Annotated in this window: 14 protein-coding genes; 8 read left to right on the top strand and 6 right to left on the bottom strand. The window is 46.3% G+C overall.

Going from position 1 to position 17197, the window contains the following annotated elements:
* Positions 1 to 182: 182 nt before the first annotated feature.
* From ACEW9O_RS04205 to tesB, 3 genes are all read right to left on the bottom strand, one after another.
* Positions 183 to 2924 (bottom strand): TonB-dependent receptor domain-containing protein, encoded by a 2742-nt coding sequence (locus tag ACEW9O_RS04205; protein WP_373548877.1) that lies wholly within the window; start codon positions 2922 to 2924, stop codon positions 183 to 185.
* 312 nt (positions 2925 to 3236) lie between these two features.
* Complete coding sequence (locus ACEW9O_RS04200) at positions 3237 to 4409, bottom strand: hypothetical protein (RefSeq protein WP_373548876.1); 1173 nt, start codon at positions 4407 to 4409, stop codon at positions 3237 to 3239.
* 197 nt (positions 4410 to 4606) lie between these two features.
* On the bottom strand, positions 4607 to 5464 hold the full coding sequence (gene tesB / locus ACEW9O_RS04195) for an acyl-CoA thioesterase II (RefSeq protein ID WP_373548875.1): 858 nt from the start codon (positions 5462 to 5464) through the stop codon (positions 4607 to 4609).
* A gap of 328 nt (positions 5465 to 5792) precedes the next feature.
* Between tesB and ACEW9O_RS04190 the strand changes: the two genes are divergently transcribed.
* Complete coding sequence (locus ACEW9O_RS04190) at positions 5793 to 6149, top strand: hypothetical protein (RefSeq protein ID WP_373548874.1); 357 nt, start codon at positions 5793 to 5795, stop codon at positions 6147 to 6149.
* An 89-nt stretch (positions 6150 to 6238) separates the two neighbouring features.
* Entirely contained in the window at positions 6239 to 7624 is a 1386-nt protein-coding gene (locus ACEW9O_RS04185) for an aminopeptidase P family protein (protein ID WP_373548873.1), read from the top strand.
* An 84-nt stretch (positions 7625 to 7708) separates the two neighbouring features.
* On the opposite strand, the gene ACEW9O_RS04180 is transcribed toward ACEW9O_RS04185, so the two are convergent.
* Positions 7709 to 7939 carry a hypothetical protein gene (locus ACEW9O_RS04180; protein ID WP_373548872.1) on the bottom strand — a complete coding sequence of 77 codons (231 nt, stop codon included), beginning with the start codon at positions 7937 to 7939 and terminating at the stop codon, positions 7709 to 7711.
* Positions 7940 to 8203: 264 nt separating this feature from the next.
* The gene (locus ACEW9O_RS04175) at positions 8204 to 9070 is read right to left on the bottom strand and encodes a sugar phosphate isomerase/epimerase family protein (RefSeq protein ID WP_373548871.1); all 867 of its coding nucleotides are present in this window, start codon (positions 9068 to 9070) and stop codon (positions 8204 to 8206) included.
* Positions 9071 to 9280: 210 nt separating this feature from the next.
* Here ACEW9O_RS04175 and ACEW9O_RS04170 point away from each other — a divergent pair, with 210 nt between their 5' ends.
* The 4 genes from ACEW9O_RS04170 to ACEW9O_RS04155 all read left to right on the top strand — a co-directional run bounded on the left by ACEW9O_RS04170 (position 9281) and on the right by ACEW9O_RS04155 (position 14517).
* Entirely contained in the window at positions 9281 to 10765 is a 1485-nt protein-coding gene (locus tag ACEW9O_RS04170; RefSeq protein WP_373548870.1) for an amidase, read from the top strand.
* 375 nt (positions 10766 to 11140) lie between these two features.
* A complete protein-coding gene (locus ACEW9O_RS04165; RefSeq protein WP_373548869.1) occupies positions 11141 to 11632 on the top strand; it encodes a hypothetical protein in 492 nt (163 codons plus the stop codon).
* A gap of 12 nt (positions 11633 to 11644) precedes the next feature.
* A complete protein-coding gene (locus ACEW9O_RS04160) occupies positions 11645 to 11752 on the top strand; it encodes a DinB family protein (RefSeq protein WP_373548868.1) in 108 nt (35 codons plus the stop codon).
* Between the two features lie 59 nt (positions 11753 to 11811).
* Positions 11812 to 14517, top strand: a complete 2706-nt coding sequence (locus ACEW9O_RS04155) for a 4-alpha-glucanotransferase (RefSeq protein WP_373548867.1) — start codon at positions 11812 to 11814, stop codon at positions 14515 to 14517.
* Positions 14518 to 14917: 400 nt separating this feature from the next.
* Here ACEW9O_RS04155 and ACEW9O_RS04150 read toward each other — a convergent pair whose 3' ends face one another.
* Positions 14918 to 15907 carry a hypothetical protein gene (locus tag ACEW9O_RS04150; RefSeq protein ID WP_373548866.1) on the bottom strand — a complete coding sequence of 330 codons (990 nt, stop codon included), beginning with the start codon at positions 15905 to 15907 and terminating at the stop codon, positions 14918 to 14920.
* Between the two features lie 81 nt (positions 15908 to 15988).
* On the opposite strand from ACEW9O_RS04150, the gene ACEW9O_RS04145 reads away from it, so the two are divergent.
* Complete coding sequence (locus ACEW9O_RS04145) at positions 15989 to 16747, top strand: hypothetical protein (RefSeq protein WP_373548865.1); 759 nt, start codon at positions 15989 to 15991, stop codon at positions 16745 to 16747.
* A complete protein-coding gene (locus tag ACEW9O_RS04140) occupies positions 16747 to 17175 on the top strand; it encodes a hypothetical protein (RefSeq protein ID WP_373548864.1) in 429 nt (142 codons plus the stop codon). Before ACEW9O_RS04145 ends, ACEW9O_RS04140 begins: the two co-directional genes overlap by 1 nt.
* The last annotated feature ends 22 nt before the right edge of the window (positions 17176 to 17197 follow it).

The raw sequence follows: 17197 nt of genomic DNA, 5'->3' as shown, positions 1-17197 counted from the left end.
CGGAGATTGTCCCATGTTGAGAGAAGCGTTAGATCCGCGATTTAGGATAGCTGATACTCAAATGTAGTGAAAAATAGGCGCAATAATGGCATTTCGTGCGTAAGCTAATTTATAACAACAAAAAAAACCGCCACTTCTCCAAACGGAAAAGTGGCGGCTCTATTTTACAAACCGTTTCTCCCTTAGAACCGGAAGTTATAAGACAAATTAAAGATCGTTCCCAACTGGCTAAAGTGAGAACCATCGTAAGTGGTAATCGAATACCGTTGGTTGAAGGTAATCAAGTTGGAATTCACCTTCAGCGCAGCAGCATCTTTCAGCAAGGTTTCACCCGCTGGGTTTTCGGCTTTAAATTCCCATTCTGGCAATACATTGAACAAGTTGTTGATGTTCAACGCAATCGTTGATTTTTTGCTCGTTTGGAAAGTAATGCCTAAGTCAGTAACCAATTTGGTTTTAAACTCGGTGTACAGGTTAGCATCCAAACCCTGTTGTTTGAATTTGGTTGGCCCAAACAGCGTATTGCCAAGCGTGAAGATGAAGCGACCAACTTCGTAATCCAAACCTAAAATGGTTTTGAACTTGGGACGAGAAGTGAAAAACAAGGCTTCTTGAGTAGCGTTAGCCACGGATTGACCAGCATCAGAGATCAATTTTGGGTTTTTGACTGCACCGTCCCGCTCGTTTTGCAGCATGACGTTTCCGGCAAGGCTCACGCCCAATTTTCCTGCCCCAAATTTAATGGCACGGTAGTTGGCTACAAAGTCAAGACCGGAAGTTCTGGTGTCCAACGCATTGACGAAGAAGCTGAGGTCGGACAGGTTGTTGGAGGACAAAATTTGATCCAAGGCGGTATTGCCACCCGTAGATTTGATTTCGGTGCTCAAGATGATCCGATCGGTCAAATTGATGCTGAAATAGTCGAGGGTAATGTTGAAGTTAGGCGCAGGCTTGATGCCAACACCCAAGGTGAAGTTGGTTGATTTTTCTGGATCAAGGTTCGGAATACCCAACAAACGAGCTTCGCGCGAAACGTTGCTCACCAAACCACCTACCTGAATGCCCTGGCCGGGTACAAAGCTGTACTGCGCCTTTTGAGTATAAATCTGGTGCAGCGTTGGTGCTTTAAAACCCGTAGAAATAGATCCACGGAGTACAACATTGTCATCCGCCAATTTGTAGCGAGAACTGATTTTCCAGACAAAAGCATCCCCAAAGTCGCTGTAATTCTCCAAACGTGCAGTGGCATTGATCAGGAAATTGTCCGTCAAATCAAAGGCTAGGTCGGCATAGGCCCCCACGTTGTAGCGATTGAAATGGCCAGAGTTGCGAGGGTCGTTGCCCGCAAAGGAGTCGGCGCCACCGTCTTCATATGAGGCTTCATCGCCTACAATAATGGTGAAGTCTTCGGTACGGAATTCCGAGCCAAACGCAAAGCTAAACACATTGGAAACGCGCTTATTCACGTCAATGTTCCCCACTGCATGGGTAAAGCGGGTACCCCCTGGTCGGAAATTGATTGGGCTGTTCTCCCGGTACTTGAAGGTACCATCTGGGTTGAGGGTACCATTGCGGTTGTGCGAATTGCGGACGGTGTAGGTCTGCTGGTTGCCGCCAACGGTAAAGCTTACATCGGTGTTCCAACCATTTCTGCTCGATTTAAAACCAGCAGTGGCGTGGTAATCAACCAGGTCGCCGTCAAAAGTGGGGACATAACCTACATACTTCCCATTGACGCCAAAGAAATCAGTGAGATACGGAAAATCATCCAACGTACGCCAGTAAGGAGTACGGTAGTTGGCGTAGCTGTTGACTTTTTTGAAAATGTACGCCGCATTGCCGTACACTTCGCTGTTTTCGCTCACCTTACCACCGGTGTTGATCGCAAATTTCATGGCGGTAGTAGCTGGCGAACCATTGATGTTGCCTGCATCGGGAAAATCCCTCAAAAAGTTGTTGACATCAGCGAGGCTAGCCCCAAAGTCGGCAGATTCTCCCTCTGCATCCACCGTACCCGGCCGATTGGCCAAACCAATTTTGGAAAGATCTAGGGTGTAATTGAGGAAGCCTCTGGCGCCCAATCGAGCCCCATTGTTGACGGAGACGCCAAACATTTCACCATCGCCTTCACTGGTCATGCCGGTACGGAGGGTTACACCACCTTTGTCTACATCCTTTTTCAGGATGATGTTCATTACCCCGGCGATGGCATCCGAACCATACTGCGCAGAAGCCCCATCGCGCAAGATTTCAACCCTTTCGATCGCATCCTGGGGAATGGACGAGATATCCGCACCCGTTTCCCCCCGGCCTGGCGAGGTCTGGGTATACAACAAGGAACTCATGTTTTTCCGTTTCCCGTTGATCAAAATCAGGGTACGGCTTGGGCCCATGTTGCGGATTTCATAGGGGTCGAGCAGAGAGGTTGCATCGTTGACCGGCGTTTGTACACTATTAAAAGATGGAACCCGATAAGTCAATGCTTTGTCAAAAGTAGTCTGGCCGCTCGCAACCAAATCTTTTGCCCCCAGAATGTCGATGGGCAATGGCGTGTCGGTAGAGGTACGCAAGGTATTGCGGCTACCTACACTGATGACCACTTCATTTAAGTTGGTAATGGCGGATTTGACGATAAAATCCAGTACTACGTCTTGGGTGCCAATGGTTACCGATTGGGAAGTGGATTCGTAACCAGTATACGATACATTGATGATGTGGGTTCCCGCAGGAAGTGGCAATTCATAAGTGCCATCAATTTTGGTAATGGTTCCTATTGTAGAACCAACTACTCCAACTGATGCAGCAATTAAGGCTTCGCCGCTTTGGTCTTTTACCGAACCCTTCAAAGTAGCCTGTGCCAGCATGGCACTACTAGTGAGCAGCAGTACGAACACTGCTGAAAAAAAACGTACTCGTTTTTGCATAATTTGGACATTTATTTAGAAAAAAACAGTTACCACATTGGAGGTTTGCCCATAGTTGCCAGTGTCGATCATGGAACCGATGCAGAGATGGAAAGGAAGACCAATGGTGTTCAAAAGTCGCTTAATAACGTGAATCTGACTCTGAAATGCGTTTTGTTACTTATAGTTTGTACGGGCTAAAATAACATAGAAGTTTGAAACCACCATGTATTTCAGCAAAAAATTAGTATTTCGCAAAATAGCAAGTACTGGCAAAAGAGTACTAAGCGCAAAAAAGGAATTGATAGCACAAAAAGAGATGATTGTTTTGAGCTATAAATGGAATTTGTTCATAAAGGTTTGATTCTGGTCAATCATTTCGAGGCGCATCTTTAAGCCCGTTGAGGCATCTATTTGATTTTGAGGCGTATTGACCACATAATCCAGCAGGCGATCCAGTGGGATGCTGACCACCTTGACCCGATTGTCTAAATTGGTGTAGTACAAATAAACCTTGTTTTTGAACATGGCCCAACCATTGGAGTGCAACATTCGCAAGGCGGGACTCGACTTGTCTTTTTCATTTAATTCCAAAAAATGGCCACCGGGTTGGGCAAGAATTTTAGAAGGTTCATGTAAATCGGTCAAAAAAACATGCAAGATGTGCCGCCAACCATAGGAACTCCGCCGCAAACCCGAGCACAAATGAATCCAACCCAACTCGGTTTTAATCGGGCAAGGCCCTAGGACATAGGCTGGCGTTTCGATTTCAGGAAAAGCGATGCCTTTGAGCGTACTTTCCTCTGTACAGGAGGCATGCGCCCAATCTTCAAAACTATTGAGCGTTATGGGGTGCCTTCCGATTCCACTTTGCAATTGGTCGATTTGTTGGCTGTACACCATGTATTTGCCATCGACCAGGGCAGGGTGCAATAAACACAGCCGTTGTGCTGGGGCGCTAAAAACCAAATCGGGTAAACTTTCCCAGTTTTGTAAGTCTTTGGTCCGAGCCACCGCGTGGTGGTAAGTAGCTGCAGCACTGTTTTGATCTTTTTGTCGGAGGTTGTACAAGGCGTAAATCCAACCATCTTCATGCGGAGTTAGCCGCAAATTGAAAATGTTGGTGCGCACCGTGGTCATGATCGGGATTATGGTAGGATAGGTACGAAAACGAAAACGTTCCACACCCGTACTGCTTTCCGCCAAAGCGAAAAAGAATTGCCCATCAAAACTTTGCAAGCGGGTCATCAGCACAATTTTATCGCCCACGGTCACTGCACCTGCATTGGCGATGGAGAGCACGCCTTGGCGCAACATCAAATTCGGGTTGCGCTCCGGATCAAGGTCGTATTGCCAGGTGAGGGGCAAATGCCCGGTAGTGAGTACAGGATGCGCATAACGATCTAAAATGCCATTACTCAGCCCTTTGTAGTCATTGGAGCGACGCATCATGTGCTCGTATTCGGAAGCGAGTTGGAAAAGTCTGGTTTCGTAGATCGTTTGCATGAATAAGGCAGAATTTATTGGACTTTAAAAGCAAAACCTTGCTCGGACAAAAGTGTTTAGTAACGCAGAAAAATTAACCTCCCGATTTTGGGTTTTGAATAGGAAGTCGAACGCTTCATTTCAAGTGAGCTTCCTATTCAAAAGCCTCTCAAAAAATCGGGAAGTAATTTTTTGCGTCATACTTAGGCGCAAAATTATTATTTTTTAGGTCGAATCAAACCTTCTTGTACGACCGAAGCGACCAGCATGCCATCCTGGGTGAAGATATTCCCTCGGGTAAATCCACGCGCATTGGATGCACTTGGACTATCAATAGCGTACAGCAGCCACTCATCCATGCGGAAGGGGCGATGAAACCACATGGCATGGTCCAAACTGGCAATTTTTACATTGCCAAAAGAAGCCTCGCTGCCGTGGGGCAGCAGTGCAGTGGTGAGCAAGTTGTAGTCGGAAGTATAGGCCAAAACACACTGATGGGTTTGGGCATCTACAGGCATTTCCCCTTTGGCTTTCATCCAGATGTGCCGAAAGGGTTGACTTTTGGTAGGTAAGGCTGGATTAACCAGCTCAACCGGACGAAACTCAATCGGGCGCTCCAAATTCAAAAAATTGCGGATGTTTTCAGGCAGCATTTCTCCAAATTTTTGAACCAAATCCTCCCAACTCACTAGCCAATCCGGCGGAGAGACATTGGGCATTGCAATTTGATGATCAAAACCTTCCTGTACCAACTGAAAGGAAGCCGACATAAAAAAAATCGGCTCACCTCTTTGAATGGCTTTTACCCGGCGGGTGGTAAAACTGCCTCCATCGCGGATGCGTTCAACCTGAAAAACGATGGGAATTTCCAGATCACCTGGCAGAATAAAATAAGAATGTAGGGAATGAACTTGACGATCGGCGGGTACAGTTTTCATCGCGGCGTAGAGGGACTGAGCCAATACCTGGCCTCCAAAAACGGTACTGCTCCCCACGCTTTTACTGGTACCTCGGAAAAGATCTTCTTCCAATTGTTCCAATTCCAACAAAGAAAGCAATTCATGGATGTGTCTCATGGATGTTGTTTGGGTTTATACAAGCTCGTAAACTATACCGTGCAAGTATAGCGCTGCGGCAAAAATAAGACTATTCAGCTACAAATGATCTACTCTTCTTTTTTACACTTGATTGTAAAGAAAATATGACAAATCGGGAACTTAATTGGGCGTTTTGTTCATTTTAATTTAGGAATCGGTTGCTTTTATGAGGAAACGGTTTTAAATTGTCACAAAATTGTAAAACGAACTAATCCCTATGCCTTGCTGTCCTCGGCAAATAGAGGATGGTTTTTTAACTAAACCCTAAATGGAATTCCTGAGATTTCATTCACCAAAAGGAATCATTATGGTATTCAAAGATTATTCCCGAGCTCCAGTGTGGCTCAAATCGATTAAACGTTTCGGCTTACCCAAAGACCGAGAATCCGAAATTTCCGCCCTCGAAAATGGAGGTGTAGTCTATGTGGGATGGGATGGCAAAGTTTTTGCCCTGGATGCCGAAGATGGCAGCCGCAGATGGTCGCGGACCTTGCGCTGCTTTGGACTTGGTGATGCCAAATCACACCAGGTAGACATGACTATTCAATCTGGATATTTGTATGCCATCTGGGGCAACCGGGTTTTTAGACTTAACCCCAACAATGGCCAGGTTATGGAAACCCGCCGAACCCATGCTCATTTAATAGGACTGTGGGACGTATGATAATTCATGTTAATTTTATTTTTTTTTGTCGAATCCTTTTTTAGTTTTACGAGACTAGGCAAAATTGCCAAATATCGTAAACCTAACTTATGTTTTCTGCCAATACTTTCGCCCGCCGTAGGGAGCAATTGATGCACCAGGTGGGAAGAGGCATCATTCTGCTGATGGGTAATGAATACAGCCCAAAGAATTATCTGGACAATACTTTTCCTTTTCGGCAAGACAGTAATTTCCTTTACTACATTGGTTTGGACCATGCCCATTTGGCCGCAATTTTGGATACTGAAACTGGCGAAACCATCCTGTTTGGCAATGAATTGAGCATCGAGGACATCGTATGGATGGGTGCCCAGCCTTCCTTAAAAGACCAGGCGCAACAAGTAGGTATCCAGAAAGTCCAGAATTATGATCTTTTGGTTGAAGGACTACAGGCCGCAAATAAACAAAACCGAGCCATTCATTTTTTACCACCCTATCGGGCAGAAAACAAAATCAATCTGGCCTTTTGGCTGCATTTGCCCTTGTTGGACTTACAAAAGGAAGCCTCGGCTACCTTGATCAAAGCCATTGTCGCGCAACGATCCGTCAAAACAGGGGAAGAAATAGCCGAAATGGAAAAAGCCCTGGTGACCACCAAAGCCATGTATCTGGCTGCCATGAAACAAACCAAACCCGGCGTCAAAGAGGCCCAATTGGCCGGGATTGCCCAAGGTATTGCGGTGGCTGGCGGTGGTGACTTGGCTTATCCCATCATTTTGACCATCAATGGTCAAGTCCTACACAACCATGATCACCACAATATCCTGAAACCAGGCCAATTGCTACTAGCCGACATGGGTGCTGAATCCAGCATGCACTACGCCGCTGATATTACCCGTACCTGGCCGGTGGATGTAACTTTCACCCAACAACAAAAAGAAATTTATCAAATTGTGCTGGATGCCCAACTTGCGGGTATTGCTGCCAGCCGTCCGGGGGTGCGCAATCTGGATGTACATTTTGCCGCAGCCAAAGTAATTACCAATGGTCTCAAATCGCTGGGTTTGTTGTTAGGTGATACCGACGAAATTGTCCAGGCTGGTGCGCATGCGCTCTTTTTCCCACATGGCTTGGGACACATGATTGGTTTGGACGTACACGATATGGAAGATTTGGGTGAAAGCTATGTAGGATATACAGAGGGATTGGAACGCAGTACCCAGTTTGGGTTAAAATCCCTGCGGATGGCTCGTGAATTACAGGCCGGTTTTGTGATGACCATTGAGCCTGGTATCTACTTTATTCCACAATTGATCGACATGTGGCAGGCAGAAGGCCGCTTTAGCCAATTCATTAATTATCCAGCTTTACAAGCTTACCGGGATTTTTCAGGTGTGCGCATCGAAGACGATGTGTTGGTTACCTACGATGAGCCAAGGGTTTTGGGACCGGCTATCCCCAAGGAAATTGGGGAAATAGAAGCTTTAAGAGGTTGACACTTCGGCTACGCTCAGTGACCATGCCTCGGCTGAAATTTGGTGCTGTAGAGACGCACGGCCGTGCGTCTCTACGTTAAGGCATCAACTCGCTGTCTCCAGCTCATCTTCGTATTTTTTAATCAGCACAGCCTGTTGCTGCGCAATTTTATTGAGCAGTTTTAAATCCTGCTCAATCTCTTTTTCTTTGGCTTCACGATTTTGGAAAAATGGAAGCTGCTTGCGGGTCCGATTGATCTCCAGAATTTGACGAATGGCCTGATTCAGAACCACTCTCGCACGGAGCAATCGCCGTTTGAGTTTGTATGTGACCATAATTGATACGGTACAGTATTCGGTTAAGGTTAGTGCAATTCAAGCGGGGTAAAGTTATTACTTAAACGTAGATTTGAGAGAAAAAGATCGACGTTAACAAAAAAAAATATCATTTTTATAAAAAATCTGATAGTTTACTTTTGTGTTTGTTAGCTATTAACTCTTAAAATTTTGTTAAAGTCGTTTTAACGCCTTGACAAAAAAATGCGGAAAAAAGCCATTAGAGCCCTTCTCCGCACATTGAAAACACTGAAATTTACGAAATTAGAATTTCAACTTTTTCAAACCTTTATAAGCTTCGCCAATGCCTTGCATCGGGCTAGTCTTGTAGTGTTCCAATTCTACCACATAATATTTGACTCCGGCTGCTGGAGTGTATTTGAATATTTCCTGGAAGTTGATGCTGCCTTGCCCTACCTCAACGGTTTCTTGTTTTTCGGTTTTGGCCATGTCTTTGACGTGAACAAGGGGCACCCGGCCCGCATTTTTCTTCAACAACTCGATGGTATTGGCTTTGCCCTTTTCTGTCCAGTACAAGTCCATTTGTAATAGTACAAGATTGGGGTCGGTGTCTTGGAGGATGGCGTCGTAAATGAGGCGGCCATCCTCCATTTCAAATTCAAATGCGTGGTTGTGGTAGGCAAATTTCACCCCAGCTTGTTTTGCATATTCCCCGGCTTTGTTCAACCCAAGGATGTATTGCTTCAGTTTGTCCCCTTTCCGGTCGGGGTCAATCATGTACGGCGCAATCACGTATTCATGTCCAATAGACGCGGCATCGTCAATCGCTCTTTTGTAGGCATCGTTGATTGCCTTCTTTTGAGGATCGTAGTTGGCACTACCGAAGCCGAAGTAGCCACTTGGCATTTTTAAGCCCAGATCAGCCAGAAGCATTTTGAACTCTTGTGGGGTTTTGCCATAAAATTTACCATCGCTGTATCCTGCGCCCTCTACCAGGCGATAACCCATTTTGCGTACGGCTTTGAGGGTGCCAACCAAGTCTTTTTGCATGTCATCTCTAACGCTGTACAATTGTACACTGATGATGCGTTTGTCACCAAGTACAAACTCAGGCAAAAATGCAGCCATACTGCCACTGATTGCCAATTGGTTGAATGTACGTCTATCCATAGTTCTGAAAATTGAACGTGATTTGTTTGATTAAAAAACGGTCTGAAAGATAGTGTATTTCTTACACCTAGCTAAATCTTGAAGAATAAAAAAAGGAAAATGACGCGATTGCAGGTTTTTTTTTAGGAAAATAAAATATATGGTAAAATAAAAACTGGAATATACATTGGATTGCTTAGTTTTATTCACAGAAAAATACAATTGTCTCCCATGTTGAACTATACCGAATACCGTCAATACGACGCCACTGGACTGGCCGAACTGGTTCAAAAAAAAGAAGTAACTGCGAGCGAATTGCTGGAAACAGCCATCCAAAGGGCTGAAGCGGTCAATCCCAAAGTCAATGCCATCATCTATCCATTATTCGATTCAGCGAGGACTACTGCTGCCTTAGAAGGAGCCGGACCATTTGCAGGCGTTCCCTTTTTGGTCAAAGACCTGGGCCTGGAAATAAAAAACACCCCAATTCGCACCGGCTGTCGAGGGTACGAAGGGTACATTTCCAAACAAGATAGTTATGCGATTCAAAAGATCCGCGAAGCTGGATTGGTGATCATGGGCAAAACCAATACCCCCGAATTTGGCCTGACTCCTTACACCGAACCGGAATTGTTTGGCCCCAGCCGCAACCCCTGGAATTTGGAGCATTCGCCCGGAGGCAGTAGTGGTGGTTCCGGAGCAGCAGTCGCAGCGGGGATTGTACCGATGGCTACGGCAAGTGATGGTGGTGGTTCTATTCGGATTCCGGCTTCTTGTTGTGGTTTGTTTGGGCTAAAACCTACCCGTGGCCGCATCTCACTGGGCCCTACGTGCGGGGAAATGTGGAGTGGGGCAGTGGTAGAAGGTTGTGTCAGCCGTTCGGTGCGGGATTCTGCGGCGTACCTCGATGCGATAGGTGGTACTCAACCAGGAGATCCTTACCTAACTACTCCATTGGAAGGCACTTATGTTTCACAATTGGGGCAAAACCCAGGGAAATTGCGCATTGCTTTTAGTACCGTCCACCCGCTTGGGCTTGCAGTGGATCAAGCCTGCAAAGATGCCGTGGCCAAAATGGCGAAACAACTGAGCGATTTGGGGCATGAGGTCAGCGAAGCCACTCCTTTACCGTATTTCAAAGAAGATTTGCTGGAACGCTTTTTAGTGGTCGTATCTGGCGAAGCTGAAGGCGAACTACAACAATTGGGTAAATTCCTAAAACGCCGTCCGACCACCACGGATGTTGAAACGAATACCTACGCCCTGGCCTTGTTGGGCCGTACCTTCAAAGCTGGAGATTTTGCCCAGGCCAAAAAAGAATGGAACGAGATTGCCCAACGGGTGGCCCGTTTTCATCAGCAGTACGATTTGTTACTCACGCCCACTCTTGCCAGCCGTCCGATCAAAATTGGGGCGCTGCAAAACAGCCCCGCCGAACAAACTTTGCTCAAATTTGTCAACGCTTTCAATTTGGGTTTTATGGTCAAAGCGAGCATTGGCCAATTGGCGGACAAAGCTTTTGGTTACATTCCCTGGACACCCTTTGCCAACATGACCGGGCAACCTTCCATGACGATCCCCACCTTGTGGACGGAGGAGAACCTGCCCGTTGGCACCATGTTTACTGCCATGCAGGGGCGGGAGGATTTGTTGTTGCGTTTGGCGACGCAGTTGGAAGGGGCGATGCCTTGGGGCGGGAGGATGGCGGAGCTGTGATCTAGTCTAAGTCGTGGCCGTGCACCCTGAAATCGAAAGGGCTACACCCTCTCTTAAGCGATATCGCCCCTTCGGGGCTGATCTACGTTGCCTCAACAAAATACTACGTAAACTAAAGCCAAGTTTACGTTTATACATTGCTGTGGTTGTTCCATCCGCAAGCAGCTTACCTTTGGATTTGCACGCCTGAATAACTTGTTACAGGCATTTCCCAAAAACTGCAAATAAACCCTGGTGTTGGCGAGCTAATCTCGCGGCGGCACCTATCTGTGGAGCACCGGCGTTGACTCTATTTTGCATTTATCCTCACTTGAAAAATCGCAGATATGTCCATACCTTGTAGCGCAAATCAGTTCACCAGCGCTTGACTTAAAAATGGGACAATACCAAGTAAACTCTAGCAATTCAAGAAATTTCGATCTTACCAAAGATAATATTCATTTGGGTGAATTATCCTATCCCAAATGGTATACATTCAATGCGGAAATAATTTTAGCCGATCTTTCCCGGTATCAACTCGTACCGGAGGGTCGTTGGGATGCAACCATTCAATTGAAACAAGACCATAAGACGCTGATGGACTTTAAATTGGGTTGGAAGGGAATTATATTGAGCAACTTTACGGACGGAAACAGGGAAGAATATTTGCTGACGTTGAAAAGCCTGTTAAGCAGTAAATATATTTTAATGGATGCAAATGAAAAAGAACTATTTGGGATTGAATTAGAGCTTAAATGGAATCAATCTCATTTTGACTACCATATTTTAACTGTGGATGAATTTGACAATTTTTATCATCCAGAGCTGTTTTTACTGACTACTATTCATGCTGTCAATTACCATTTGACGGTTGTGATAGCGTCATAAAGCAACACGCATGTGGTCAATCATAGCACGTATCATCGAGGGCAAGTCGTGAATTATTTGCGGCAGCTTGGCGTTACAGATCTGGAGTCTACGGATATGTTTAATTTTTACTTGATTTAAGTACCACCCCCAAACTCCCCAACTTTTATTATCTTTCGCCCCACTACAATGTATGAAACATGACGATTACTTTTCAAATCCACTACCTGACCAATTGGGGACAACAAATTGCCATTGTGGGCAATGTACCCGAACTGGGCAGCGGCAACGAACAACAAGCGCAGGTGATGCAATACATCGGTGGCGGCTATTGGCGGATTTCAATCCCCTTCAAAAAAGCCCCCAGCAACCTGGAGTACAAATACCTGATCAAGGATGACAGTACCCTTTCTGCTTTCAGTGCGGAATGGGGCAATCGCCGCAAATTGCGCATTTCCCGTGCTGCGGGCGAGCACCTGTTCCTCAAAGACAGTTGGCGGGCAATCGACCATCCCGAAAATGCCTTTTACACCGCTGCGTTTGAAAAAGTAATTTTTAAACCACAAGCCACTTATAAAGGCACTACCGTTGCGTCGGATGAACTGCGTTTGGGCATTCGTTTCCAATTGCGGGCGGTGCAGGTTCAGGCGGGGCTGCAACTGGCTGTGTTGGGTAGTTTGCCTGAGCTGGGTGCCTGGGATTATGGCCATCCGGTGCTACTGGGCAATGCCGATTTTCCCAACTGGACGGGTGAAATCAGCATCAGCTACCGTCAGGGATTTGAATACAAATACGGCCTGTACGATCCCAAACTCAAACGGATCGTAGAACTGGAAGCTGGCCCCAATCGCAAACTGGATGGCGCTCCCTTGGATGCACTGGTGAATTCATGCATCGTTTGTGACGAGTACTACACCCAGTCAGGAGGCAATTGGAAAGGTGCCGGAGTGGCAGTTCCGGTTTTTTCACTGCGTACCGAAGATAGCCTCGGGGTAGGGGAGTTCAATGACTTGAAAAAAATGATTGACTGGGCGCAAAAAGCGGGTTTGCGCATGGTGCAAATCCTGCCCGTCAACGATACTTCGGCTACGCATACCTGGACAGATTCTTACCCATATGCGGCCATCACCGTGTTTGGTTTGCATCCACAGTTTTTGCATCTGGACGGTTTGGAAGGCATCAATGCCAAAAAAGTAGCGACTGAACGCAAAAAGCTGAATGTCCACTCAGCGGTGGATTACGAGGCCGTCAACAAGTCCAAATTGAGCCTGGCTCGCGAAGCTTTCAACAAAACCCAAAAGGCCTTTTTGGCAAACGCCGAATTTCAGGCCTTTTTTGCAGAAAGTAAACATTGGTTGGAACCTTACGCAGTGTTTTGCTACCTGCGCGATAAATTCAAATCGGTAGAATTTGCGGAAAATTGGGGACCCTATGCCCAATATTCTCCCGCAGTTTTGGCCGAATTGGCTTCGCCAGAGGCAGCTGATTATGCCGATGTCGCTTTCCATTATTATTTGCAATTCCATTTGGACAAACAATTGCGCGAAGCCTCCGATTACGCCCGTTCCAAAGGTTTGATCCTCAAAGGTGATTTGCCCATCGGCATTTACCGCAACAGTGTAGATGCCTGGGTTGCGCCAGAGTTGTACAACATGGACGGCCAGGCTGGCGCGCCCCCCGATCCTTTTTCCGACAATGGCCAAAACTGGGGTTTCCCGACTTACAATTGGGCCGAAATGGCCAAAGATGGCTACCTCTGGTGGCGGCAACGCATGTCGCAACTGTCCCGTTATTTCGACGCTTACCGCATCGACCATATCCTGGGCTTTTTCCGCATCTGGCAAATTCCCCTGGATCAGGTAGAAGGCACCCTGGGCTTTTTTAACCCAGCCTTGCCCATCGTGCGGGAGGAACTGGATGCCCGGGGCATTTATTTTGACCAAGAGCGGTATTGCAAACCTTTCATCACCAAACAATTGCTAGACGAGCGTTTTGGAGATGAAGTAGCGTACGTACACACCCAATTCCTGGACGAAATCCGCTTCAATTATTTTGCATTCAAACCCGAATTTGATACCCAGCGTAAAATTGAAGCCTTTTTTAAAGCACCGGAAAATCAGGATAAAATCCAACTGCAAACGGGTCTGTTCAAACTGATCAGCAATGTCTTGTTGCTGGAAATTCCGGGCAGCAATGGCCGGGCCTTCCACCCGCGCATTGACCTGAACAAAACCTACTCGTTCCAGCAACTGGATTATGGTCAGCAAAACAAGTTGCAAGACTTGTACCTCGATTACTTCTACCGCCGTCAGGAAGAATTCTGGCGGGCCCAGGCCATGCAAAAACTGCCTGCGCTCAAGGCGGCTACCGATATGTTGATTTGTGGCGAAGACCTGGGCATGGTACCCGCCTGTGTGCCTGGTGTGATGCGCGAACTGGGGATTTTGACCCTCGAAATCCAGCGCATGTCCAAAAATCCGGCGACTGAATTTTTGCAGGAAGCGGACATTCCTTATCTCTCCGTAGCGAGCCCTTCCACCCACGACATGGCCCCGATCCGGGCCTGGTGGGAAGAAGAAGACCCCGCGCTGATCAACCGCTTTTTCCACAACGAATTGCAATTCATGGGGCAGGAGCCTTACACTTGTGAGCCATTCATTGCCAAGGCCGTAGTGGAAAAACACCTCCGCTGGCCGAGCATGTGGACGGTATTCCCCTTGCAAGATTTATTGGCCATGGATCTGGAGTTGCGCCGTGAAAACCCCATGGAAGAGCGAATTAACGTTCCGGCAATTATGCCTTATTATTGGCGCTACCGCATGCATTTGACGCTCGAAAACTTGCTGGGTCAGGATGCGTTCAATGGCATGATGTATGATTTATTGCACCGGAACGGGCGAGCCTAATTTGAATGAAATCAAAAGAAAAAGGGTGAACCTCCAGCGAGATTCACCCTTTTTCTTTATAAAAAAAACACCACACAAGCAACTGAAGGGATATTTTGAGACCCTCGATAGCACACGAATAAGGTAGTCAGCGTGGTTCGGTAATCCTCTTGTCCCCGAAAAGAACTGCGACAAGTCAAACAGTTGAGGCCCGCCCTAGTTACACTGAATCTCCCCCTAATTTAGTTCAATTGTTAGAGTCAAAATAGAATATTCGCCACCTGTGTGGATGCCACAAATGTAAGTATGTGGAAGGAATGATGCAAGGGGAAAAAACAAATATTTCCACAATGACCAATTGGCGACTTATCGGATTTATGTCCGTGTTAAAATGGCCACATTAATGAACAAGTACCTATGCTTACCTGACCAATACCAGGATTAAAATCGCCAAAGCAATAAAAAACATAAGCTGATAACCTCTACGGCGATCCGAAGCCCAGATTTTTTGGATGTTTTCGCGCTGGTTTGCGTCGGTCAAGAGATTTGAACCGCGAATGATCCGCATCATGATGATGGCGATCAGTACATAAGCCACCAAATATATCCGGTCCATCAACACCATGTACCCCACATCTGGCAGCGCACTGCTGTACGATTGTTGCAAAAATACACAGCTCAACAAGCCGCCAATCGGCAGTGAAATGCGCGCGTCGATGTAATCCGGGTGGATGAACAAGCCCAACAAACTCGCCATCAGCATGACCAAAAGCGGCAACAACAACTTGAGTAAAAAATAACTCAAAGGCCGACCAATGGTCAATTTAAAGGTGAAATTGGAAAAGGTGGGTGGGCCAGTGGGCTCTCCAAAATTGGTTTTGTAACTATTGTCGTGGGTATCAATTTCTGCACTTTTGATTTTCCAGCCGGGAATGTTGAAGCCTTCCCGCAAAAGCACTTTGCTGGTATCACGTACATAAACCAGCGAATCCTTGGGGTATTCAACACTCTCGATGCGAATGTCCAGTGGGTGGCGATCCATCGGGAAATCTTTCAACTCAAAGGAATGGTAAAACCTGCCTTCAAAACGCATGCCATTGTAAAAAGAACCATCGGGAAGGACTTTGGTGGAGTCGTGAAAAACGACCTGAGTAGAGCCCCATTTTTCAATCGAATTGACAAATTCAATTTTGGTAGGATCCAGTTTTCCTTTCCAGCGAAACCACAGGTAAAAATCGGCGTAGTAGGAATACCCATTGATGTCGAGGTCGTACACATTCATTAGGTAAATGCCCGTGTAGACCTTTTGCGGTTCCTTTTTGGGTTTTTCGTCTGCTGCCCAGGAACTGGTCCAGGTCAACAGCAGCAACAACAAAGTAAATAGGGTAAGGTAGAATGACTTTTTTGGCATAGGTGTAAGTGCTTAAGCTGCCAAAAATAAGGAAAAATAGATCAAAAATGCCCTTATTTTTAGCCTATCATTTATCCACTAATGAAATATAAACTATTGTTTTTTTTTGCCACTTTGTTTTTGTGTTGCCCATTGCTTGATGCGGAGGGCAATCAGGAGAAACCTGTTCCCTCCATTTTCGCCCTTAACCAGACACCTATGCAGCAATGCCTTTCCGCCGAAAACTACACACTTACGTTACGTTATGCCCAATGGAAGTTAAAAACCGCCAAAAGACTGAGCAAGAACCAGCGGTTATTGTTTGGAAAGGGTTTTGAATACACGGTTCAGGAAGAAGGCAACGGAGAAAAAAGCATTGTCTTTTACAAAAAGAACGTGGAAGCTTTTGCTGTGAATACACAAGAACTGCTGCCATTGGACAAAACTAGTGATTTGACAAAGTATCACCAGTTATTCTGTGACCTATTGGCCAGCGCTAAATTTGCCAATCTCCCTCATAATTTGGTTTACCGCTATCACGATGGCAGCAACAATGTATGGAGTATTGGCAATCAAAAAATTGTATACCAACCCGTCACTCCTGCCATGAGTTCATCAGGTATTTATAGCGGAGGTGAGCCTTTTGAAAAAAATATCACAGCGGCACAATTCACTGAAATTGAGGCCTTGCTAAAGGCGGGAGTGGTCAATAAAACGATCCATGAGGATTCAAGACTGAAAGGCTCCGGCATGATCGTTGAACTCCTCACCGACGCGTTGGTAGGGGGCACTTATCTTTTGCCGATGCGATCCGCAGAAAAAATGGCAATTGAAATCTGGCTTGGGAAATTAAAAGAATAATGGCGGAATTATTTACACTCGTTATGCAACAACCTTCAACAAAATTGGCCGAACTCATCCTGGGGTGGATAGAGGAATTGCCAAGTTCAGAACTTTCCAATTGGCTTAATAAAGTGTGCAAGGAACATCAAATGTTACCCTTACACGCCACAACCATTTACCTGTGGACTTTAAAATTAGATGGCCAGGTTTATTGTATGGACCATGAGGCATTTGGCCATCCGCTGGAGCTGGAACAAGACCAGCTAACCCGTTACGCCGTATTGTTTCAAGGAGCCAAAACCTATCCGGCACTTGCTGAATTGCTTCCGCTCATTCCGGATGGCGCACATGTATGTACAAGCTGTGCAGGTAAGGGTTGGGTCGAATCCCAATCGTCCTACCCAGACTCATGTTTTTCTTGCTATGGCCTCGGCTGGGCCAAATAACACGCTAACCCAATCCAGATCA

This window comes from Haliscomenobacter sp. (genome assembly GCF_041740695.1).
Lineage (GTDB): Bacteria > Bacteroidota > Bacteroidia > Chitinophagales > Saprospiraceae > Haliscomenobacter.
Note: the sequence above shows the minus strand (reverse complement) of the source record. Positions and strands in the feature narration are given on the sequence as shown.